Genomic DNA, 23,942 nt, shown 5'->3' on the forward strand with positions numbered 1-23,942 from the left:
ACCTCAGTAGACACTGCTTCTTATGCATTAACACTTACTTATTAATAAATATCTGTCTAGACCTCCAAAATTATTAATATCTATAGAAGTAACCTTTGTATTAAAATCAACCGTAGGAAGATATATAAGGAGGTTCATCATGCCGTATGTTCTATTATTAGCCGTACCGCTTATTGGTGTTGTTTGGTTCTTGAATTTTGTGCAATTAATCAACCACATCAAACATGGCAAAGACATCCGCAATCAAACAATAGCAGGGGCAGTCTTAACCTTTGTTGTTGTCTTTGTATTTATGTACTGGTTGGCGGGTATTCATTAAACTTAGATAGTTTAATAAAAAGGAATTTAAAGAGGATAGAATGATGTCTATCCTCTTAACATTTTCGCTAATAAAGTTCATTTTGCTTGTTTGGACATGCTTTTTAGCCCACCCCATGGCACGGTCTAACAAATGGGGAATTTTCGATTGCCCGTTGTTCCCTCCCTTTACCTCTCCGCCAAAAACTGATTAACCAAATCGTTCACCATATAAGATTGTTCAGCAGGCAGACAATGCGAACAGGCCGGAATCAGGTGTACTGTCATGTTCGGCGCTTCATCAGCACGCTTTATTGCCTTTTGGACAGAGGAATAAATCACCTCTTCCTCACCAATTAAAACTAAAGTTTCTGGCCGCAATCCTTTCAGTTCTGCTTCTTTCATGACGGTTGGAGCCACTTTTAATTGAATTTTCCCAAGTTTATAACCTGCCAGGAATTGTTTGTACAATAATGGGCTGGGCGTATTTTGCTTTGCAAACATCCACTCATACAATTTTCTTATAGAATAGGAGTTTTTTAATAAAGTTGCCGGGAGCAGTTTGAAGGGGAATCTCCAGTTTAAACCAGAAAGACTCATGACTGGCGCCAGTAAAACCAATTTCTTAACTCTATCAGACTGCAAACTAAACTGAAGTGCAATCCATCCCCCCATAGAGTGACCAATTAAATAAAAAACTTCAATGTTCAAGGCATCCAGTACCTCATTCAGCCAGCTGTTTAACTCCGGCCTGGTTGTGACCGGGCGAATGCATTCGCTTTTTCCAAAATCGCCTATCGTGTCGATGGCATATATACGATAGCTTTGGGACCAAACGGGAGCATTCGCAAACCACATTGTCGAACTTACGGTCATGCCATGAAGCAGAACAACCGGCTGTGCATCCTTAGGTCCGCAGGCAATCACATGTGTTTTCCCAAAAGTCGTTTCGATATACAAGGTCTCTATTTCTATGTTCCAGTGTTTCAGTGATTCGTCATATTGCTTGTAATAGAACTCTCTCTTGACCGGATTGGGAAAGGTCAAATTTTTCATATTTCACCTCATAGGTTATTTTTAAATTCTTTTCTAATAGATTGTTTCTTTTATTCCAGAAGTTAGAAATATATATCTTTCATAACGACCGGGGACATGGTTTTTCCTAGTGTTCAGTCGTTATAATAACGACCAGGCCACTAGCTTTTTCAAGGGTTCGGTGGTTATGAACCTCCCAAAATGAACAGGGATATATGAGCCCTCCCCAAGAAATCCTACTTCAATTTCCACAAAAAAGTTTTGCGATACGCAAGAAACACGATTAAATTCACGAGCCCTGCCGCGAGAAAAATCGGAGCAGCTCCCCAAACATTCATCACCCAGCCCGACAGATAGACCGTGACCGGCATCCCCACTCTGAAAAACGTTCCGGTTATTCCGCTAATCCGGCCAATCAGTTCGGGTGACGTTTGTTCAAGCCGGAACGTATAAGCACAAACGGTATAAAATGATGTAGCCATTCCACTGATAAACAGTGCTATAATCAACGTATGGTAATTATTTGAAATATACATCAACAAATAGGCAGCAGTATGGAGAATTGCGGACACACCGAACAACACACCGAGACCCCACGACTTCCGCAGCTTGCCCGACAACAAACTGCCCGCCATTCCGCCAATCCCGACAGCCGAGATCACCATCGCTACTTTTGATGACGTGAGGCCAAGGTCTATTTTTGCAAAAATAATCACTGTTGTCTGGACCACTACCATGGTTGAATTTAATACCATGATAAACATGGTCATCATCCATAGAGCTTTGTTTGTCTTGAAAGCATTCCACCCCTCAATAAAGTCGGCCATAAAACCTGAGCTTGCCTGACGGCGGGATTCCGATTGGTGTGATAATCGGAACAGTATGACAAAGCAAAGTATATAAGCAAAAGCGGTCACCAACAGGCCATTATAGAAAAACGGCAGCAGCAGCATCAATCCGGAAATGACTGGTCCCATCACACTAACAAATGTTTCAATGAACGAAAACTTGGCATTCGCTGAATTAAAATATTCGGGCGGGATGTTCATTTTCACCAGCCCTACCTGTGCATTGAAATATCCGTAATTGAAAGTCATCAGCAAGAATCCAATAAGATAATAGGGCGCTAGCAAAGTGGTTTCTATTTTTAACATCCAGGCCAAGCACAGGAGCAGCCCCGCTTGCAGACCAATCGACCAGAGGGCAAGCTTCTTTTTATTCAAGCGGTCAACGAACACACCGATGAAGGTGCCAAACAGTAAATTAGGCAATAACTCCGAGGTCCTCATCGTGGTGACAGCAACCGAAGAATTAGTCAATTCCAACAGAATCAATGGCAGCAGCAGTTCATATATACGATTGGCAATACTCAGTAGAAATGTCGAACTTAGCAGAATGAGGAAGGATTGATTCCTCCAAATACTCATTGTTTTTTTGTTCACCTTCACAGATGATATCGACACGATTACATCCCCTTCCTATCTTTGCTTTTATTGTAAGGGGAGTTTTCAATCGTAAAAATAGAAGAAATGATGCGGTTTTATTTCGAGTTTTTAGGGGGGAGAACATGAGATTAATCGAGGACTACAAAGCCATTCGGGATTTTTATAAGCATCAACCTGATCAAGCACCCTTTCCGACCACGATGGAAGAGCTTGCGAACATTCTGTTTTGTTCGCAGCGTAATGCAAAGTTTATCTTAACAAAGCTGGCGGAATCCGGCTTGGTGTCCTTTTCACCCGGCCGCGGGCGCGGGAACAAATCCCACCTTACTTTTTTAAAATCGGTTGACGATGCTGTATTTGCCGAAGCGGTTGCTCTTTTCAAAACCGGACAGATTACGGAGGGATTGGAGCTTGCCGCACGTTACGGCACTCCCGCTTTAAAAAACAAACTTTTGCAATGGCTGACTCATTTTTTCGGCTACGAAAAACAAGAAGTGAAGGATATCATCCGTCTCCCTATGTTTCGCACCTTCAATTCCATGATTCCTTCACAAGCTTTCTTCGACTTTGACGTCCATCTCATCAGGCAGGTGTATGACACGATTGTTGCATATGATTTTTCATCTGAAAAAGCGGCGGGAAAACTGGCCCATCATTGGGAATGCAACGAGGATCAAACAGAGTGGACGTTCTATCTAAAAAAAGGAATCCTGTTCCACAACGGTACGGAACTGACCTCGAAAGACATACATGACACGTTTTCATTGCTTACCCGACCGGATTTTAAACAATTATGGCTTGTCGAGAATATCCGTTCCATCGAATGTTTGGACCCGTATGCAGTACGCTTCCATTTGTACAAACAAAATGCCCTATTCCTGCCCTTCCTCAGCTTTCCGGCTCTCTCGATTATTCCTTTAGGGAGTACGGGTTATATCGGATCTGGACCTTTCATGGTTCATACATACAATGCCAATTACTGCGTTCTCGAAGCCAATCCCCATTATTATGAAGGAAGGCCCTTCATCGACCGGTTTGAAATCTTGAATGTGCCAAAAGAGTATGAAGTAGAATTGTTAGAGGATAAAAGCAGCATTTTTGTCAACACAGGCGAAGGCCAATACTTTGGCAATTCGGGCCATGAACGCATTAAAGGAAGTTATGAAGGAAGCACCCTGTTTACGTTCAATTTGCGGAAAAAGACCGGCCCGCTGCAAAACATTCATTTTCGGCAAGCTTTAAATAAACTGATTGACCGAAAGAAACTAATTGCTGATCTTGGGCCGCCAAGGATGGCCCCTTCTTTTAGTTTTGAAATGCACCACTCGCTACTCGCGACTTCCCCAAACGTGGAGGATAAGGAAATTGGGTTTCTTATGCAGACATCAGACTATCATGGAGAACCTGTTCAACTTTTCACCTATGACCGTCATCAACCTGATGCAGAATGGATTAAAACCGAAGCCGCCCAATATGGCATCTTGATTGAGGTAACGATTCTCGGCTGGGATGAAATACTGAAAGAGGAATATATCGATCAAGCAGACTGTATTTTATTTGAGGCTGTGTGGGGAGAAAAGGAATTGTCGAAACTCGAACTCTACAAATCCGGCTTTAGCTTTTTACGGCAGCATCTAAGTCAGAGCACCACGGATTTTATTGATAGAAAGATAGAAGCCATTCTCTCGACTTCGACTGAAAAGGACCGTTCGCTGATATTTTCAGATATGCAGGCACGTCTAATTTCACAGCAGGCGGTCGTCTTTCTGGTTCATAAAAGCATTGAGTCCACCTTCGACCCATCCATTAGAGGTGTAAAGTTAAATGCCCACGGACAAGTTGATTTTAAAAATATCTGGATTAAACCGGATCTGACGTAAGGGGACGGAGACGGTTCTCATGTATCAATTCATGTCTCTGGACAAAAATGATACAGAAGAACCGTCCGAGACACTCATAAAACTTCCTAAGAAGGGGGATGTGAAAGACAATTCTGCCCCCCAGACAAGCCGTTTTGGTCTTCATATACCTTATGAAGACCATTTTCCACACTGGCATGGGCCGGTTTAGTCTTCATCTCTGTACTTATTTCCCTTCATTTGCAAATTGCTTTTAAAAAATAAAAAACCCTCGGCTAAGCCTAGGGTCCTAATTAGAACTTTTTATTTTTCCAACCATTCAGTATGAAAAATACCCTCTCTATCAATACGCTGATACGTGTGTGCTCCAAAGTAGTCCCGTTGTGCTTGAAGGAGATTAGCCGGCAGGGTTTCTGAACGATAACTATCATAATAGGCGATTGCACTCGAAAAAGCGGGTACCGGAATGCCGGATGTAATGGCTACAGCAACTACTTCTCGTAACGAAGATTGATAGGTTTCGGCAATTTCTTGAAAATAAGTATCCAATAATAGGTTCGTAAGACCTGGATTCCGGTCATATGCCTCTTTAATCTTTTGCAAAAATTGCGCCCGAATAATACATCCGCCGCGGAATATCATGGCGATTTCACCATAACGAAGATTCCAATCATATTCTTCTGACGCAGTCCGCATTTGGGCAAATCCTTGTGCATAGGAACAGATTTTACTCATATATAAGGCTTTTCTTACCGCCTCTATGAACACTTCTCTTTTACCTTCAAAGACAGTTGCTTTTGGCCCTTTTAACAATTTGCTAGCCTTCACGCGCTCGTCTTTCATTGCAGAAATAAAACGGGAAAATACCGATTCGGTGATAATCGGAAGCGGAACTCCCAAATCTAGGGCATTCTGGCTTGTCCACTTGCCTGTGCCTTTTTGCCCGGCCGAATCCAAAATGACATCAACCAGCGGCTTGCCTGTTTGTTCGTCCACCTTTGCAAAAATATTGGCTGTGATCTCAATTAAATAACTGTCCAATTCCCCTTTGTTCCACTCTAAAAATACTTCGTGAAGCTCCTGTGCAGTTAAACCCAGCAGCTGCTTCATAATAAAATAGGCCTCTGATATTAACTGCATATCGCCATATTCAATTCCATTATGCACCATTTTCACATAATGTCCGGCACCATTTGGTCCGATATACGTGCAGCAAGCATCCCCTTCTACCTTTGCGGAAATCGCCTCCAAAATGGGTTTCATCAATTCATATGCTTCCTTCTGTCCGCCAGGCATGATGGAAGGACCCTTTAATGCTCCTTCTTCGCCTCCCGAAACACCTGTACCAATAAAATGAATGCCCGACTCCGCTAATTCTTTATTCCGTCTAATGGTATCTTGAAAAAATGTATTGCCTCCATCAATAATAATGTCCCCTTCTTTAAGATAGGGTTGTAAGGATTGGATGGTTGCGTCTGTCGCCGAACCAGCTTGAACCATTAACAAAATTTTTCGGGGTCTTTCTAATGAACGTATAAACTCTTCAACACTATAAGTGCCGACAATCCTTTTACCTGCTGCTTCTTTGCTTAAAAAGATTTCCGTCTTATCTGAGGAACGGTTATAAACCGAGACGGTATATCCCCGGCTTTCAATATTTAATGCAAGGTTTTTCCCCATTACTGCTAAACCAATTACACCAATCTGTTGTTTTGGCAAAATATTATTCTTCCTTTCTATTCAAGAATAAAGCATATTGCGGCGCATTTCTCATTACCTTGAATGTGGTTGCTTTGCTTGCAGCCAATTTCGTTTTACCTAAATTGGCTGCAGCTGAACCTGTTTATTTTTTTCTAAGTTCTGCACCATTACGTACCATGAAATTGGTTTGTTTGATAAAACGGAATAATATCGTTTTAGGAATTTCACAATTAGGCTTGCGGGAAGTTCCTTCATGTTGTCATCGGTCGGAAGAAAACAAAGATCGAGCCCGGTTACAGGCTCACCATCATTGTTCCAGGATGGATGGACATAAGGAAAATCTAGGCGTTTATAGCCAAGATGCGACAATACCTCGCGGCGGACATAGGGATCCATCGGCTTAACACCGCCGAATTTATGATCCTCTACTTGGTACGGATCGTAAATCTCGGCAAACATACCATACAACTCTTCTCCGTTATCTGCCGCTAAAGCTTTTAAATCTTCTAACCTCTTATTTGCCAAAAACGGGCCAATCCCCAGCCCTGCTTGGCCAATAATCGTAAAATCAGTCATCGCGATATTAAAGTCTTTATAATAGCGGTATTCTGTCGCTCCTACTACTTTATTATTTTCAACGGCCACAAAAACCCGAATATTTGGGTCTTCCAAAGGCTCTTTCCACAAATCAAATTCCAGCACTTCTTCCGGAGGGAACACTTCTCCCATCAACTGATGCAACTGTTTAAAATAAGGATCTTGTATACTATTAATTCGATAGTATTCCATATTTTCCACTCTCCTTTTGATGGTTTCATCTTTTTTTTCGCTTAAATTCCATATGGATAAAAATGGCGTTATAGTTATTATTGGGTACATTTTGAGTTTTAACAAGTACACACTTTTTTGTTAGATAGTGCTAAAAAAAACACCTAGTTTGTTAGATGGTGCCAAAATTTAAAACAGGTTCATATGTCTTTTCGGCACGCCTTTACAGTGTCATTTTTAACACTATATGAAAAAAAAGTGCATACTTTGTTTTTGGAAAATTGCAAATTATAATGACATTGTAGCAACCAAATAATCGAAGGAGTGGAGAAAATGGAATTACAATTAGCCCTAGACCTAGTAAATACTGAAGAAGCAATTAAATTGGTGGAGGAAGTTAAAGATTACATCGATATTGTAGAAATCGGTACACCAGTTGTTAAAATTGAAGGTCTTCAAGCAGTAAAAGCTGTTAAAGAAGCATTCCCTCAATTAAAAGTACTAGCTGACACGAAAACAATGGATGCAGCAGGGTACGAAGTTTTAAAAGCAGCAGAACATGGTGCTGATATCGTTACTATTCTAGCAGTTGCAGAAGACGAGTCTATCAAAGGTGCAGTTGCAGAAGCGAAAAAACAAGGCAAAAAGATCCTTATCGATTTAATCGCTGTAAAAGATATTGCAAAGCGCGCGGCAGAAGTTGACGCAATGGGTGTAGACTATATTTGTGTTCATACAGGTTACGACCTGCAAGCAAAGGGTCAAAACTCCTTTAAGGATCTTGAAACACTTAAAAGTGTCGTGAAAAATGCAAAAACTGCAATCGCTGGCGGTATTAAATTAGAAACTCTTCCAGAAGTTCTTAAATCAAATCCTGATCTTGTCATTGTCGGCGGCGGTATTGCTAACCAAGCTGACAAAAAAGCTGTTGCGGCTAAAATGCAAGACATGATTAAGCAACATGTTTTAGTGTAAGAAGGGCCATTCAATTATGACAACTCTTAAGTATGCTACAGAAATTGTAAAAGAGGTAGATCGGACAATCGGCCAAATCACCGAAGAGGATTCTGAAAGATTAGTAGACAGAATTCTTGAAGCCAGAAAAGTGTTTGTAGCCGGTGCCGGAAGATCTGGATTTATGGCCAAATCCTTTGTGATGCGCTTGATGCATATGGGGTTAGATGCTTATGTTGTTGGTGAAACAGTAACCCCTAGCCTGCAGGAAGATGATATTTTAATAATTGCTTCCGGATCAGGTGAAACGAAAAGTCTCGTCTCAATGGCAGAAAAGGCTAAATCAATCGATGCCACCGTTGCAGTTGTTACGATTTCTCCAGAATCAACCATTGGCAGATTAAGCGATGTAGCCATTAAAATCCCGGCTAAACCAAAAGCTGGTGCGGATAGTGATTACAAAACCATTCAACCGATGGGCTCATTATTTGAGCAAACCCTCTTACTTTACTTTGATGCCACCATCTTAAGGATCATGAGCAAGAAGGGTTTAGAGTCAGGCGTTATGTATGGCAGACATGCAAATTTAGAATAAATGAAAACTCGCCGATTGGCGAGTCCGTTAGGACGAAAGACAGAGGCGTAGTTGAATTTCTTATTAGCAAACTTTAAAACAGCTTCACCACCTGGTGAAGCTGTTTTTACTTTTAGAAAAACTATTTTCTATCATTTACAACTGCTTGATTTGACAATGATTCAAGGTCGAGCGCAACTTTAATCCAAAATTGACAACTCGTAGATGACAAGCTGTCCCCAATGAGTTCTTCAATCCGTTCAATTCGATACCTTAAGGTATTCCGGTGAATATGCATAGCTTTTGCGGCGCTTTCCCGGTTGTACTCAAGCGAGGCGAGACATTTTAGCGTCTCATAGAATATGAAACCACGCTCAGTAAGCAGTTCCTTAGGCAGAATTAAGTTCCGTAATTGCTCAGCCTTATCCAAACTCAATCCCCCATAAATAAGCAGTTCACGCCTAAATCGTCCGGCAAAATAAGGCCCCTCTGTTTGACTTTTGTATAAAACGATGGGCACTAAAGCTTTGGCCTCGCGGTAGCTTTCAGCTAGGGATGAAACGCGCGGCTTTGTTTCCCCCAATATCAGCACCGGGGTACTTTTAGGGCAGCTTTTGTTGATGTTGTTTTGTAAGCGCTTTAATTCACCTTCGATTCGTATTTGATCTCCGCTGAAAGACAGGATTAGAACAAACTGATTCTCATATATCTCGCATAATCCGTCAACTTCAGCTGTATCCTCGATCCATTGTTCACATTCATCCAGCAGCTTGTCCATCTCTTCCCGCTCCTGAGGCCCATGCTTATTTTCATCAAAGAGAATCAGACCCGCAAGCCAATTTGTGCCCCGTAAAAAGCCCAGCTCTTGTACTTTTTCTTCCATAATGGCGGGGGCTTCTTGCGGATTTTCGATTAGAAACTCCAGTAATTCCAAACGTAACTGTCTATTTTTCAGCTCCGTTTCCTTGTTATGTAGTACCTGATCGATAAGGAGAGCTGCCGCAAATTCAAGGATAGGAACCTGTTCCTCCGTCAAGTCTTTACCTGAGGGTAAAATCCAAAGAGCTCCCCAAATATCCCCTTCTATTTGAAGTGGAACAACAAAAGTTTTAGTTTGTTCGCTGATAACCTGTACTTGAGTTTCTATCGGTCTGTCGTCAAGCAGACAATCTGATAAACCTTTTTGGAAAATTGGAATAAGTGGACTCAATACTTTTGACAGGTTGATGCTGGTTTCATTTGGAACTGCTTGTTCAAGTACTTTGTTCTCTGAATCGGTAATGACGACTGGACATTTCAAATGTTCGCTTAAAAGCTCGCAAACTTTTATTCTGCTAGTTGTCTCTCCTAATTCCTTAGCAAGTTTAATAGGCAGTTGTGCAGCTAATTCTCTTTTTCTAATTTTGCGGTTCATAATTTCTATATGAATCGCATGTGTGATTTTAACAAATGGTACATGGTAGGGTGCTTCTAAAACAGGAATCGCATATTTTTCTCCAAATTCCAAGGCGGCTGGAGGGCATTCTGTCAAGTAACGTCCGGTCGCAAATAGAATACCTGAAATTTGATAGCGTAGATATCCCTCAAGCAGTTTATCTTCTAATTCCTTCTCTTTTGGCCAGCTTTGTCCGCTAGTTAAAAGCAGTTCCCCTCCCTCAAGAAAGTGCTGCACATCATCATATTCAAAAGCGTGAGACCAGCGAACTCTTCGATACAGCCCTTTATGACCGGAACGGACTGTTATACTGCTCAATTGTGGCAGCTGCAATGCCTCTTTAACTGTTATCACGCAGTTTCCCCCTTGTGCTGAATATATAGAAAATTCAAAAATCAATTGCCTTTTTTTAGCATTATAGTACAATTGCACAAGATTTTAAATAATGCTAATCTTATTAAGTTAATATTTTTATGATAAAATATTAAAAAGTCGTTCTAACTTTATAAACTTAGTTTTCTGAATCTTATTAATATTTACTATATTTATTTTAACACTTACATACGTTTTCTGCACTTCTAGACCCTATACTATCTTTATGTTTGCAGCAGCGATTTTCTTTTTACGCCCATTATGAAAGCGCTATATTTGTAATTTTAGAATTAAGGAGTGAGCGCTATGATTACAATGAGAGAAGTTTTACATTTCCCTGAACTTCAGAAAGCGGTGGTCCATGCCGGGAAGGGCGGTTTAAGCCGGAAGGTTCGCTGGGTTCATGTAATGGATACTGAGGACGTAGGCCTCTTTTTAGAGGGAGGAGAATTTCTTTTGACATGTGGACAAGTATGGCCACAAAATAAACAAGCGGAAGAAAGACTTCTCAACTCTTTTCTTCGCAACCAAATTTCGGGTATTCTCTTTGCCACCGGACGATACTTAACCGGATGCCCTGCTGCAGCATTAGAATTTGGTGAAAAAAATTCCATTCCTATTATCGAGGTCCCATATAATGTCCCGTTCGTGAAAATTACCGAACATATTCATCTAGAAATTATAGACCGCAACTATAAGAAAATGGAGCGATCCGCCCGGGTTCCAATTGAACTCAAAGATAAATTACAATCTTCTCCCAGTTACTCGTCAATTTGCGAAATTCTTGCCGATTATCTTAATTGCCCAGTTGCGATAACGGATACTGCCAATCAAATCTTTGTAAAGGCGTCTCCAAACGGAGGAGAACGTGTTAATTTCCAAAAGTGCATAAACACTTTTATTCAAAACAGTCACTCCCATCAGCAGATGAATAATGTAAAAACCTTATATTTAACTAACAATACCCCGCCCTATACTATGAACGTTCCGATAAAGATAGAGGGAAAAGAAAGGGGTACTCTATGGCTGATATGTCCGGAACAAGAATTAAAAGAAGAGTTTGCATATAGCCTCAATTTTGCCGCAGACATCCTGAGTGATATCGTTATAAATAATCAAGATCTCGAGGCAAGAAGCAGGCAGTTACGTCTAGAATTACTGGAACTTCTGCTTGAAAATCCTGAAACTGCCTCAATCGTCATAGAAGAAAAAATTCAGGAGCTTAGAATCGAACAACAACAAAACCATTGGCTGGCAGGGCTTATCCTTGTCGGGGTAAACAAGCTTACTTCTCCCCTCTCAATTGGAATGGAGTCAATACGTGATGAATGTAAAAAATGGATTGATGAAACCGAAGGGTTGAACGGCTTTTGCGAGATATATAAGGAGCAGTTAGTCCTATTTATATCATCTAATCTAGATAAAGCTCCTATTAAACAAGCAGTCAATCATTTACAAAATAATTTAAGAAATACAACTGCCCAAACAGCTCCCGTCGTGGTATTAGGAGAAACAAAACAACACGTTTTGTCTTTTAAAGAAAGTTACCATGAGGCTAAAGCTTTAGCGCCTTTAGTCCTCCATCAAAGCCATTCGGGGGGTACCTACTTTTCTGACCAATTGAAACGTGAAATGTTCCTTTACGGAGGACTAAGCCCCAAAAAAGCGATGGAATTTAGAACAATCATCTTACCAAAGGAATTATTGACTGAACATGGAACAACTCTATACGAAACGTTAAAATGCCTTGCATTAAATAACTATAATCGTGATAAGGTAACAAAAGAGCTTCACATTCATCTTAATACTTTACGCTATCGCATTAAAAGAATCGAACAACTTTTTGATGAAAGCTTAACGTCGCCACGATGCCAATTTTGGATTCAGGTAGCTCTTGACCTTGAATCATTGGCCACTGAATACAAAGAATCGGATCAGAAAAATGAACTAGAAGGCGATATAGCATAATCTAAAAAAGGTCTAATGGGGAACTCCCATTAGACCTTTTTCACGCTATTCAGCATTAGTTATTTCAGGATTAAGGATGTTAGCATTTATTGATTTTTTCCGGGATAGGTTCGTTTTAATGGCATAAATGATGACTACTACAACGGCACTAAGTATGCTTAAGGTAAACTGAGACCGGGTACTAGCGTTAAAAGCCATTGTCGTGATGACCGCGATGATTGATAAACTGGCCAAAATTGTCAGATACGGGTATGCCCACATCCGTAATTTAAGACGCTCAGGCTCTTCACGCTCGATCTTTTTGCGAAGTATTAGCTGCGAAATAGCGATTAATAAGTAGACGAACAGCGCAATAGCTCCGGAAGAGTTCAGTAAGAATTGAAACACTGTATCTGGTGATACGAAAGCCATAATGACGGAAATGAATCCAAATATCGTACATGTCAGGATTGCTTTTAACGGGACTCCTCTTTTTGTCACTTGTGTAATCCATTTAGGGGCGTCTCCTTTATCCCCCAGAGCAAATAACATCCTCGAAGCAGTGTATATGCCGGAGTTCAAACATGAAAGGACGGCTGTTACAACAACCAGGTTCATAATCGTATCAGCGTATGGCATCCCCATTACTTTAAGTGCACTAACATACGGATTTGTAAGCGCTTTAGCATCATTCCAAGGAATAACACTTACGATAATAAAGACGGACCCTACATAGAACGTCATGATTCGGACAATAACAGAGTTTACCGCTTTTACGACTGCCTTTTCAGATTCTACCGACTCAGCAGCTGCAATTGTTACGATTTCGGAACCAACGAAGGAAAAAATAATGGTAGCAACAGCGATAAAGACGATTCCAGGACCTTTAGGAATAAATCCGCCATGTGATGTTAAGTTAGACAAGTGCATTTCTGTGCCAGGTAATAAACCAAAAATGTAGGCGCCACCTAGGGTAAGAAATAAAGTAATGGCAACAATTTTAATTAATGAAAACCAATACTCAAATTCACCATAGGCTTTAACTGAAAATATATTCGTGATCGTTAAGGCTACAAGCAAGATTAGATTTAAAGCCCAGAGAGATACATTAGGAAACAACCAATCTCTTAATATAGCAGCCCCGGCAATTGCTTCTACTGCAATAACAATAACCCAGAAATACCAGTACAGCCAGCCCACGGTGAAACCCGCCCAATTTCCCAGTGCCTCGCGTGCATAATCTGAAAATGATCCTAATGATGGCTTAGCAACAACCATTTCCCCGAGCATTCTCATAATAAGAATGACTAGGATCCCCGCCAATAATGCTGTAATTACAGCAGCCGGACCTGTCATCTGGATGATAGCCCCGCTCCCCACAAATAAACCCGCACCGATTGAGCCGCCAAAAGCAATCATTGTCAAATGCCTAATCTTTAGGCCTTTTTGCAGTTGTCCTTCCTGGTTCATAAAATCTCCCCTTATTAAAGATTATTTTTTGTTTAGATGTAAAACAAACAAATGGAGACTATTTAAAGGTGACCAAATCTAAGGAGAATTCTTTTTTCAAAAAGGAAACTATTGTTTTTGTTGCATCTTCTACGATTAGTTTTCCTTTTGCAGAAGAGCTGGATCGTGCTGAATGCAAGCATCCTGTAGGCGGGATAAGCGATTTATCAGGAGGAAAGCATTGATACGTTGGAGGACTAACCATTCCATCATCCGTTATCAAATCTTCGTTAACAAGTTCTGGTGAAAAATGCATCATTAAGGAAGTTTCTGAGATTGCTGCGTGCTCCAGGGCCCAGCCCGGGAATTTTACTTCATTAAATACTTTTGAAATGGTTTCAGCTGATAGATTATCCCACCAATTGCAAATTAATACCTTAGGAAACTCTTCTGTTTGATTTCGAAGCAAGAGATCGCAAGCTTCCGAAAGAAATGCCTCATTCTCATAATGGGCACTGAAAATGAGAATTTGCTTCCAGCCATCAGCTGCGAACTCTTTCAATAAATCGTATACTAATGAGGTTAAAGTAGAGCCGTTTAGATCAATCGTTCCCGGGAACATCGGCCCGCCGCCTGAGGCCGGAAGTGATTTATACCCATAGGATACTGTTGGGGCTACTACCGCATTTACTTCCTGGGCGATAGCTAAGCTAAACTGCGTCGCGATGATTGTGTCAACACCAAGCGGCAAATGGGGGCCATGTTGTTCTGTAGAGCCGACAGGCAATATTAAGAGCCCATTCTCTACTTTGTCACGATATTCTTTCCAGGTCATATTACTAATAAGACGATTCATTCCTCTACTCCTTTCAATTGTAATAATCTTCTGCATCACGTGCTGAAACTGCCTTCATTAATCTGAAATCCTATTGTTACCTCCCAACTTCTGTCATGTATCCTCCTAGCTGCTAATGGCTTTGTTTTTTAAATCTTAACACCCTATGAAAACGATTACTATTGACCCAAAGTGCTGAATTTTCGGAAAATTGTACATAATTTTATATCTATTTTAGACAAATACAACAAAATGACAAGCAAAAGAGGAGATTTCTACAAACTAGCTTTCAATGTATTGGACCTATCTTGTACTGCGTGCACAAAATATCCCCTGTTTTTAAATCAAATATTAAGCATGAACATCCAATTGTTAACACGGAATATCGGTTGTAAGATGAAATTATATCAGGTAGTTTTCAAAATATTAAAAAATTGGCGGTGGTTGCTATAAGTACATAAGAATAGAAGACTTTGATTTTCAGGTTAGCAAAGTTTAAAAATAAATTTTATTATCAGGAAGGCAGGAGAAGAAACATGCAACAAATCACAGATCTTGAAAGAACGAAAATTCTGCACAACGGCGAAAAGTTTAAAGGAACTTTCTCAAAAGCTGAAATGGAGCGCCGTAATACAAACCTTCGCAATTACATGGCTTCAAAAGATATTGACGCTGTACTATTCACTTCTTACCATAACATTAACTATTACAGCGATTTCTTATTTACTTCTTTCAATCGGAATTATGGACTAGTTGTTACACAAAACAAACATGTAACAGTCAGTGCCAACATCGATGGCGGTATGCCTTGGAGAAGAAGCTTCGATGAAAATATCGTTTACACTGACTGGAGAAGAGACAACTACTTCTTTGCAATCCTAAAAGTTTTGGAAGAAGCCGGAGTTAAAAATGGCCGTATCGGTATTGAAGAAGACAATGTATCAGTTGATCTTCGCAGAAAATTTGTTGACGCATTTCCAAACTTTGAATTAGTCGATGTTTCTCACGATATTCAGAGATCACGTTGGATCAAATCTGCAGAAGAAATCCAACACATTAAAAATGGTGCAAGGATCGCTGACATTGGCGGTTATGCAGTTGTTGAAGCAATCCGTGAAGGTGTGCCTGAATACGAAGTAGCTCTTGCCGGAACGCAAGCAATGACTCGCGAAATTGCAAAATTATATCCGCAGTCTGAATTAAGAGACACATGGGTATGGTTCCAGTCTGGTATTAATACTGATGGTGCTCATAGCTGGGCTACATCTAGACAAGTACAAAAAGGTGATATCCTAAGCCTTAACACATTCCCGATGATTGCAGGTTACTATACAGCTTTAGAGCGTACGATGTTCTTGGAAGAAGTTTCTGATGCCCATCTTAAATACTGGGAAATCAACGTTGCAGTACACAAACGCGGTATTGAATTAATCAAGTCTGGTGCAGTATGTAAAGATATCTGTGCAGAGTTAAATGAAATGTTCCGTGAGCATGATTTAGTTAAAAACCGTACATTCGGTTATGGTCACTCTTTCGGGGTTCTATCACACTACTATGGCCGTGAAGGCGGGCTGGAATTCCGCGAAGATATCGAAACAGTTCTTCAACCAGGAATGGTCGTTTCTATGGAGCCATGCTTCAATATTCCTGAAGGACAGCCAGGTGCCGGCGGATACCGTGAGCACGATATCCTAGTTATTAATGAAGATGGTACTGCTGAAGATATCACAGGCTTCCCATTCGGCCCTGAATATAACATTATTAAAAAGTAATTTAGGCACTAAACTTTTAAAAAAATTTGCTAGAACTGGGGGTTCATAACCCCCAGTTCTATTCGATTATAAAGCAAAATACTATTTTTATAGCAGGAGCTCCCTGCCTAGACTCTATCTCTATATTACAGTAGAAATGCTGCTGAAACAGCTATTAATTTATGCCGAAAGGAGCATTAGAAATAAATGAAGAAAAACCAGCAAATTTGGAAGTATGCCTTGACATCCACATTGGTATCTTTATGTGTAATTGGCTTTGGCAGGATGTCTTATGGGATTCTAATGCCCTTTATGAAAGATAGTTTATCACTTACTTACCAGCAGGCCGGATTATTGGGCACAGTTACTGCTGTCGGCTATTTGAGCCTAGTTCTCTTTGTAGGCATATTTGCGGCGAAATGGGGATCGAGGAAGTTAATCATCATCGGGACCTTGCTTGTCACCTGTGGTTTAGTCTATTTAACCTGGACGCAAACTTTTCTTAGCTGTTTAGTTGGAATGGTGCTGTTAGGGATCGGGGCTGCTTTCACCTATACCCCGCTGGTAAATATCGTGGTGGGATGGTACCCGCAGCAAAGAGGAATGATGATTGGCTTTATTATTAGCGGTTTAGGATTAGGGTCACTAATTTCAAGCTTACTAATACCAGTCTTTACTGATTGGTTTTCCACCAATGGCTGGCGATATCTATGGCTTTTATTCAGTTTCGTTACTCTTCTTTCCTCCTTTGTTTCCTATCGAATCCTTCGAGACCCTCCGACAGTGTTACATAAAACTGATCAAAAGGGACATTCTTTTGTTCATGATGTGTACCTAAATAAAAAGGTTGTCCTGGTTGCAGTCATTTATGGGTTGATAGGATTTGCTTATTTAATTCCACAAAGTTTCCTTTTTAGTTTTTTATTAGACTCACATATTAATCAATATTCTGCTGGCCATATCATGTCTTTGGGAAGCATTATGTCTATCTTTAGCGGGCCGTTGTGGGGAACGATTTCGGACAAAATTGGCAGGAAAACGTCCATGCTTATTACCCTTTTTCTAGGTGCCGTCTCCATGATCATCCCGATCATATTTCCGGTTTACCTTGGGTTTGTCATCTGTCAATTCCTGTGGGGGATTACTTACGTCGGAATGCTCTCACTAATCCAAGCCCTTTCAACAGAGCAGGTTCATCAGTCTTATGCCCCTGTTGCCTTAGGCTATGTCACTGTTTATTTTGCTGTCGGACAATTTATTGGCCCCGGCCTTGGCGGCTGGTTCATCGACTATCTTGGTGGAATTCCCTCCGCGTTATATCTTTGCAGCGGGCTCCTTCTAGCAGCCTTTGTATTATCCACACAATTAAATAAAAAAATAAAAGGAAAGCTGTTATTCGAAAAGAAGCATCATGAATTAAAGGAAAGCCATGAATGAATTCCTATGTAAGAAGGGTAACCCAATACTGGGTTACCCTTTTAATAATTAGGCATGTATTTCCTTACCCTCAACTGCCAGTGCCGCTTCACCAATCGCCTCTGCTAAGGTCGGATGAGGATGGATGGTATGAGCAATCTCCATCGAGGTAGCATTTAATACTTGAGCTAGCCCCAGTTCCGTAATCATATCGGTTACATGCGGTCCAATCATATGAGCCCCTAACAGCTTATTGGACTCTTGATCAACAACCAGCTTGACAAAGCCATCTGCTTCCCCAAACACAAGCGCTTTACCGATTGCCCGGAATGCGAATTTACCGGTTTTCACCTGATATCCTTTTTCTTTTGCCTCATCTTCTGTCAGGCCGACACTTGCTACCTCAGGGCTTGAATATATACATTTTGAAACAAGCGTATAATCGAGCGGTGCTGTTTTTTCGCCTGCCATATGTTCAACAGCGATGATGCCCTCATGGGAGGCAACATGGGCAAGCTGCAAGCCGCCAATCACATCACCAATGGCATAAATGTTCGGTTCATTTGTTTGATAGAATTCGTTCGTTTGAATGATTCCACGTTCCACGGCAACCGTTGTATTCTCTAGACCAAAGCCTTCTACATTGGCCAGTCTTCCGACTGATACGAGCAGTTTATCGGCGGAATAGGGAACTTCCTTCCCTTTAAGTTCCGCTTTAATCGATACACCTTCCCCTTTTTCCAATGTTTCTGGCAGTACCTTTGCCCCAGTGACAATTTTTACGCCTTTTTTCTTCATAAGACGCTGTGCTTCCTTCGAAATTTCTTTATCCTCTGTCGGCAAAATGCGATCGGCATATTCGATGACTGTTACTTCTAAACCAAAGTCAATTAACATAGAAGCCCATTCGATACCAATGACACCGCCGCCAACAATCAGAATAGAACTAGGCAGTTCTTCCATTTGCAGTGCTTCATCCGATGTCATGACATACTTCCCGTCCGCCTCCAAACCGGGAAGTGTCCTTGGGCGGGAACCTGTTGCAATTAAAATATTTTGACAGTTTAAGAGGATATCCTCATCCTCATTGTTCAGTCTTACCGAAACATTACCTGCCCCTAAAACCCTGCCTTTACCTTCATAAACATCGATTTTTCCCTTTTTCAGCAAATGCTGTACACCCTTAAACAAGCGTTCCGTGATTTCTTCCTTCCGAGCCTGAACTTTTCGAAAATCCAGGCTGACTTCAGGAGCAATCACCCCGAATTTTTCTCCGTGTTTTGCATTTGCAAATACTTCCGCACTTCTCAACAATGCCTTGCTTGGAATACAGCCTGCATGAAGACATGTTCCGCCGAGCTTCCCTTTTTCCACTACTGCTGTTTTTAAACCTAATTGAGACGCCCGAATGGCTGACACATACCCGCCTGTTCCCCCGCCGATAATGACAACATCATATTGCTTTGACATTCTATATATCTCCTTTTATATCTATTTAAAACTCAATTGCACATGCACTTGAGCTAAAACTTTCGCCAACCTGAAAACCATATTCCTCTGTATAATCAATTTGAGTTATTTCATCTAAATAGCGTTTTGTAAAATGGTCAATTCGAATTTGAATTCCTTCATATTCAATAACCGTGTCATTCCGTCGCATTCCATCAAAAATAAGATTAAATTTCACTGAAATTCCGCATCCGCCGGCAATATCAGCATCAATCCGCGGAAGCTGATCTTCGTTCGTCTTCATTTTTTTTAGCTTGTTCACTGCTGCTTCTGTTAAGCTGATTACCAATTCTCTCTCTCCCCCTTTATAGCCTTACACGGCTACTTACACATTCACTTTTATCGCATTGACCTGCTCATCTGCATGATAAGAAGAGCGGACAAGAGGACCTGCCTCACAATGACTGAACCCTTTTTGCAGGGCGATTTCCTTTAATTCGTTAAACTCTAGCGGACTCCAATACTTTTGGACTTTTAAATGTTGTTTTGTCGGCTGCAAATATTGACCAATTGTGATGATGTCTACATTGTTGGCACGAAGATCATCCATCGCTTCGATAATTTCTTCTTTTGTTTCGCCAAGACCAATCATAATGCTGGATTTCGTTGGAATGTTTGCGTTTATTTCCTTTGCCCTTCTTAAAAACTCCAGCGATCGTTCATAGGTGGCACGGGCACGCACTTTTGGGGTCAAGCGTTTTACTGTTTCGATATTATGGTTTAAAATATCGGGTCTTGCATCCATTAATATTTTTAAATTGTCATAAACTCCGTTCATATCGGACGGAAGAACTTCCACACTGCAAAATGGGTTCCTTCTTCTTACTGCACGTACGGCTTCAGCAAAAACCTGCGCTCCTCCATCTTTTAAATCGTCACGGGCAACCGCGGTGATGACAACATGCTTTAAGCCCATTTGCTCGACCGATTCAGCTACACGTTCCGGCTCTTCCCAATCCAGCTCTGTCGGAAGCCCCGTTTGCACAGCACAGAAACGGCAAGCCCTGGTGCAGACACTTCCTAATATCATAAATGTTGCGGTTCTCCGGATAGCCCAGCACTCATGAATGTTCGGACATTTCGCCTCTTCACAGACCGTATGAAGTTTTTTTTCGCGCATCATTTTTTTTAAACCGGTATATTGTTCATTCGTATTTAATTTAATTTTAAGCCAATCTGGTTTGCGAACATGTTCGACAGACATTTCATCTACTCCTATGAACGAATCGAGTCAAATTTAAGATACATTGATTCAGTTTGTATTACATTTAAATTAAAGGTGTTGGGGCCTGGAACACGGAAGAATCCACCCATTTTGTCATCAATAAAGACTATTGGTGACCAAAACCAAGATGCACTCACCCATTTGGTCACCAATAAAGAGTATTGGTGACCAAAACCGAGTAGCAACCACCCGCTCGGTCACCAATAAAGACTATTGGTGACCAAAACCAAGAAGTAGTCACCGCTCGGTCACCAATAAAGACTATTGGTGACCAAAACCGAGTAGCATCCACCCGCCCCGGTCACCAATAAAGACTATTGGTGACCAAAACCGAGTAGCATCCACCCGTTCGGTCACCAATAAAGACTATTGGTGACCAAAACCGAGTAGCATCCACCCGTTCGGTCACCAATAAAGACTATTGGTGACCAAAACCGAGTAGCAACCACCCGTTCGGTCACCAATAAAGACTATTGGTGACCAAAACCCCGAAGCAGCCGCCTGTTCCGTAACCAATAAAGTGGTTTATTTTTTAACCATGAGCGGTTAAGATTTTACTGTTTCTTTATGTTTTTCCTTCGTATACCGCAGGATTGGCTGCCTTGCCGCCTGCACTTCATCCAAACGCCCAATGACGGTTGTATGCGGTGCCTCCAGCACCACGCCAGGATTTTCTTCTACTTCTATAGCAATTTGAATCATCACATCAGCAAAAGCATCCAGCGTTTCTTTTGACTCTGTTTCTGTCGGTTCAATCATCAAGCATTCTTCTACATTCAACGGGAAGTAGATGGTCGGCGGATGATAGCCGAAATCAAGCAGGCGTTTAGCCATATCAAGAGTCCTGACACCAAGCTTTTTCTGTTTGGATCCCGATAAAACAAATTCGTGCTTACAAACTTGCGAATACGGTGCTTCAAAATACGGCTCAAGTTTTTTGCGAAGATAATTTGCATGAAGCACAGCACTTTCCGATACCTGCCGCAATCCTTCAGGCCCCATTGTTCGAATATAGGTATACGCGCGAACAAGAATGCCAAAATTCCCATAATAGCCTTTTACCCTGCCGATTGACAATGGATGATTCGTGTCCATCACATAGCGGTCACCGTCTTTGTCAACACGCGGTACAGGCAGGAACGGAATCAGCTTCTTCTTGACACCGACTGGACCCGCGCCAGGACCTCCGCCTCCATGAGGGGTTGTAAAGGTTTTATGAAGATTTAAATGGACAATGTCAAAGCCCATTTTCCCCGGCGTTGTTTTTCCTAATATCGCATTTGCATTGGCGCCATCGTAATACAATAACCCGCCGGCTTCATGGACAACCTTGGCAATTTCCAGGATTTCTTTTTCAAATAGTCCCAATGTATTCGGGTTTGTCAGCATAAGAGCGGCTGTGTCACTATCGACATGTTTCTTTAATTCTTCCAGGTCGACCAACCCATCTTTATTGGATGGAATAGTTACTGTTTTATAACCGGCAACTGTTGCACTGGCAGGGTTCGTTCCGTGGGCCGAGTCGGGAACAAGCACCTTTGTTCTCTTTTCACCCTTTTGCTCATGATAGGCTTTTACCATCATCAAACCGGTCCATTCTCCTTGCGCACCGGCAGACGGCTGCAGGGTAACGGCATCCATTCCAGTAATGACCGCTAAATCTTCTTGCAATTCATATAGAAGCTTAAGGGCGCCCTGTACAGTTTCAACTGGCTGATAAGGGTGAATGCGGCTAAAGCCTTCAAACCTTGCCACATCTTCGTTAATTTTCGGATTGTATTTCATCGTACAAGAACCAAGCGGATAGAACCCATTATCGATCCCGTGATTTTTATTCGAAAGAGCTGTGTAATGACGTACAAGCTGAAGCTCTGATACTTCCGGAAGCTCTGCTGCTTCTTGACGGATCAAATGCTTTGGAAGCAGTTCTTGTAAATTAATTTTATCAACATCGCTTACCGGGAGGCTGGAGCCAACTCGGCCCGGGCGACTGACTTCAAAGATTAACTGATTATATTCAACCATTTACAACTGCCTCCAATACATTGATAAATTGGTCAATCTCTTCTTTCGACCGCTGCTCAGTTACAGCAATCAGCATTTGATTTTCGAATCCGTAATCACTTCCCAAATCAAACCCGCCAATGATACCCGCTTCAAGAAGTTTCGCATTTGCTTCCTTGACCGAAAGCGGCAATTTAACGATAAACTCATTAAAGAATGGCGCTTGATTTTCAATGATAAAGCCTTTTTCTTTTAACCGTTTAGCCATATAGGCAGCTTTCTCAAAGTTCAGCTGGGCCATGTCACGAATCCCTTGTTTTCCAAGGGCCGACATACAAATGGCAGATGAAAGGGCATTCAATGCCTGATTAGAACAAATATTGGAGGATGCTTTGTCACGGCGAATATGCTGCTCCCGTGCTTGCAAGGTCAATACAAAGCCGCGTTTCCCTTGATCATCTGCCGTTTGCCCAACAATCCTACCTGGGATTTTACGCATCAACTTTTTATCAACAGCAAAATAACCACAATGCGGACCGCCAAAGGACATCGGGATTCCTAATGGCTGCATATCACCGACCACAATATCCGCCCCGAGATTTCCCGGTGCCTCCAAGAGTGCGAGTGCAAGCGGGTTGGCACTGACAATAAACAGGACCCCTTTTGCTGCTGCGATCTTCTTCAATTCCGCCAAGTCTTCAATCGAACCAAAGAAATTTGGGTATTGGACAATGACAGCGGCAGTGTTTTGGTCTACTTGTTCCTCGAGCTGCTTTAAGTCTGTTACATCACCAGCAAGACGAGTTTCTTCTATTATATATGTCTGACCATCAGCTACCGTTTTCAAGACGGCACGTGATTCAGGATGAACCGCCTGTGACACAATTACTTTAGAACGCTTCGTATGAGCAACTGCAAGAGATGCCGCTTCTGCCAATGAGGTAAAGCCATCGTACATCGAAGAATTGGCAACATCCATGCCTGTCAGTTCACAAACCATTGTTTGAAATTCAAATATCGCCTGCAGTTCACCCTGGCTGATTTCCGGTTGGTAAGGTGTATAGGCTGTATAAAATTCAGAGCGGGAAATCATGTGATTCACAACACTTGGAATGTAATGGTCATATGTCCCCGCACCAAGAAACGTCGGGTATTGATTGGCATTTATATTTTGCCCGGCAAGCTGCTGCATTTTTTTCAGAAGGAGCGGTTCAGGAACCGCTTCCGGTATATTTAACTCACCATCCAGACGAATCTCCTCTGGTAAATCCTCAAATAAGGCTTCTGTCGAAGAAATACTTAACAATGCAAGCATTTCCTCTTGATCTTGTTTTGTATCAGGAAGGTATCGATAAGTCGATGTCAT

19 protein-coding genes are annotated in these 23,942 nt (G+C 41.5%); 7 read left to right on the top strand and 12 right to left on the bottom strand.

The features are described from left to right. The first annotated feature begins 139 nt into the window (after nucleotides 1–139). Nucleotides 140–319, top strand: coding sequence for a hypothetical protein (locus KHA99_RS27420; protein WP_213120689.1), 180 nt, complete (start codon nucleotides 140–142; stop codon nucleotides 317–319). A 167-nt stretch (nucleotides 320–486) separates the two neighbouring features. Here the strand turns inward: KHA99_RS27420 and KHA99_RS27425 are convergent, their stop codons facing one another. Together KHA99_RS27425 and KHA99_RS27430 are read right to left on the bottom strand one after the other, a co-directional pair. After that, entirely contained in the window at nucleotides 487–1,353 is an 867-nt protein-coding gene (locus tag KHA99_RS27425; RefSeq protein WP_213120690.1) for an alpha/beta fold hydrolase, read from the bottom strand. Between the two features lie 215 nt (nucleotides 1,354–1,568). Beyond that, the gene (locus tag KHA99_RS27430) at nucleotides 1,569–2,795 is read right to left on the bottom strand and encodes an MFS transporter (RefSeq protein WP_213120691.1); all 1,227 of its coding nucleotides are present in this window, start codon (nucleotides 2,793–2,795) and stop codon (nucleotides 1,569–1,571) included. A gap of 104 nt (nucleotides 2,796–2,899) precedes the next feature. Between KHA99_RS27430 and KHA99_RS27435 the strand changes: the two genes are divergently transcribed. Beyond that, nucleotides 2,900–4,657 (top strand): ABC transporter substrate-binding protein, encoded by a 1,758-nt coding sequence (locus KHA99_RS27435; protein WP_213120692.1) that lies wholly within the window; start codon nucleotides 2,900–2,902, stop codon nucleotides 4,655–4,657. A 282-nt stretch (nucleotides 4,658–4,939) separates the two neighbouring features. Here the strand turns inward: KHA99_RS27435 and gnd are convergent, their stop codons facing one another. Both gnd and KHA99_RS27445 read right to left on the bottom strand, forming a co-directional pair. Beyond that, complete coding sequence (gene gnd / locus KHA99_RS27440; RefSeq protein ID WP_213120693.1) at nucleotides 4,940–6,355, bottom strand: NADP-dependent phosphogluconate dehydrogenase; 1,416 nt, start codon at nucleotides 6,353–6,355, stop codon at nucleotides 4,940–4,942. Between the two features lie 99 nt (nucleotides 6,356–6,454). Next, on the bottom strand, nucleotides 6,455–7,126 hold the full coding sequence (locus KHA99_RS27445; RefSeq protein ID WP_213120694.1) for a GNAT family N-acetyltransferase: 672 nt from the start codon (nucleotides 7,124–7,126) through the stop codon (nucleotides 6,455–6,457). A 312-nt stretch (nucleotides 7,127–7,438) separates the two neighbouring features. On the opposite strand from KHA99_RS27445, the gene hxlA reads away from it, so the two are divergent. Continuing rightward, nucleotides 7,439–8,080, top strand: coding sequence for a 3-hexulose-6-phosphate synthase (gene hxlA, locus KHA99_RS27450; protein WP_213120695.1), 642 nt, complete (start codon nucleotides 7,439–7,441; stop codon nucleotides 8,078–8,080). Between the two features lie 16 nt (nucleotides 8,081–8,096). Then, nucleotides 8,097–8,654 (top strand): 6-phospho-3-hexuloisomerase, encoded by a 558-nt coding sequence (hxlB, locus tag KHA99_RS27455; RefSeq protein WP_213120696.1) that lies wholly within the window; start codon nucleotides 8,097–8,099, stop codon nucleotides 8,652–8,654. 121 nt (nucleotides 8,655–8,775) lie between these two features. On the opposite strand, the gene KHA99_RS27460 is transcribed toward hxlB, so the two are convergent. Then, complete coding sequence (locus KHA99_RS27460; RefSeq protein ID WP_213120697.1) at nucleotides 8,776–10,422, bottom strand: PucR family transcriptional regulator; 1,647 nt, start codon at nucleotides 10,420–10,422, stop codon at nucleotides 8,776–8,778. Nucleotides 10,423–10,755: 333 nt separating this feature from the next. Between KHA99_RS27460 and KHA99_RS27465 the strand changes: the two genes are divergently transcribed. After that, complete coding sequence (locus KHA99_RS27465) at nucleotides 10,756–12,408, top strand: PucR family transcriptional regulator (RefSeq protein WP_249366994.1); 1,653 nt, start codon at nucleotides 10,756–10,758, stop codon at nucleotides 12,406–12,408. Nucleotides 12,409–12,453: 45 nt separating this feature from the next. Here the strand turns inward: KHA99_RS27465 and KHA99_RS27470 are convergent, their stop codons facing one another. Both KHA99_RS27470 and KHA99_RS27475 read right to left on the bottom strand, forming a co-directional pair. Next, nucleotides 12,454–13,857, bottom strand: a complete 1,404-nt coding sequence (locus tag KHA99_RS27470; RefSeq protein WP_213120699.1) for an amino acid permease — start codon at nucleotides 13,855–13,857, stop codon at nucleotides 12,454–12,456. Between the two features lie 58 nt (nucleotides 13,858–13,915). Further along, nucleotides 13,916–14,692 carry a creatininase gene (locus KHA99_RS27475; protein ID WP_213120700.1) on the bottom strand — a complete coding sequence of 259 codons (777 nt, stop codon included), beginning with the start codon at nucleotides 14,690–14,692 and terminating at the stop codon, nucleotides 13,916–13,918. 515 nt (nucleotides 14,693–15,207) lie between these two features. Here KHA99_RS27475 and KHA99_RS27480 point away from each other — a divergent pair. Both KHA99_RS27480 and KHA99_RS27485 read left to right on the top strand, forming a co-directional pair. Further along, nucleotides 15,208–16,443 carry a M24 family metallopeptidase gene (locus tag KHA99_RS27480; RefSeq protein WP_213120701.1) on the top strand — a complete coding sequence of 412 codons (1,236 nt, stop codon included), beginning with the start codon at nucleotides 15,208–15,210 and terminating at the stop codon, nucleotides 16,441–16,443. A gap of 186 nt (nucleotides 16,444–16,629) precedes the next feature. After that, a complete protein-coding gene (locus KHA99_RS27485) occupies nucleotides 16,630–17,859 on the top strand; it encodes a YbfB/YjiJ family MFS transporter (RefSeq protein WP_213120702.1) in 1,230 nt (409 codons plus the stop codon). 48 nt (nucleotides 17,860–17,907) lie between these two features. On the opposite strand, the gene lpdA is transcribed toward KHA99_RS27485, so the two are convergent. From lpdA to gcvPA, 5 genes are all read right to left on the bottom strand, one after another. Further along, nucleotides 17,908–19,308, bottom strand: a complete 1,401-nt coding sequence (gene lpdA, locus KHA99_RS27490; RefSeq protein ID WP_213120703.1) for a dihydrolipoyl dehydrogenase — start codon at nucleotides 19,306–19,308, stop codon at nucleotides 17,908–17,910. 25 nt (nucleotides 19,309–19,333) lie between these two features. Further along, on the bottom strand, nucleotides 19,334–19,636 hold the full coding sequence (locus KHA99_RS27495; RefSeq protein ID WP_213120704.1) for an iron-sulfur cluster biosynthesis family protein: 303 nt from the start codon (nucleotides 19,634–19,636) through the stop codon (nucleotides 19,334–19,336). 36 nt (nucleotides 19,637–19,672) lie between these two features. Further along, nucleotides 19,673–20,551: a lipoyl synthase gene (lipA, locus tag KHA99_RS27500; protein WP_213120705.1), complete on the bottom strand. Its 879-nt coding sequence runs from the start codon at nucleotides 20,549–20,551 to the stop codon at nucleotides 19,673–19,675. Between the two features lie 567 nt (nucleotides 20,552–21,118). Beyond that, on the bottom strand, nucleotides 21,119–22,597 hold the full coding sequence (gcvPB, locus tag KHA99_RS27505) for an aminomethyl-transferring glycine dehydrogenase subunit GcvPB (RefSeq protein WP_213120706.1): 1,479 nt from the start codon (nucleotides 22,595–22,597) through the stop codon (nucleotides 21,119–21,121). After that, nucleotides 22,590–23,942, bottom strand: a complete 1,353-nt coding sequence (gcvPA, locus tag KHA99_RS27510) for an aminomethyl-transferring glycine dehydrogenase subunit GcvPA (protein ID WP_213120707.1) — start codon at nucleotides 23,940–23,942, stop codon at nucleotides 22,590–22,592. Before gcvPA ends, gcvPB begins: the two co-directional genes overlap by 8 nt.

Source organism: Neobacillus rhizophilus (genome assembly GCF_018343535.1).
GTDB lineage: Bacteria > Bacillota > Bacilli > Bacillales > Cytobacillaceae > Neobacillus > Neobacillus rhizophilus.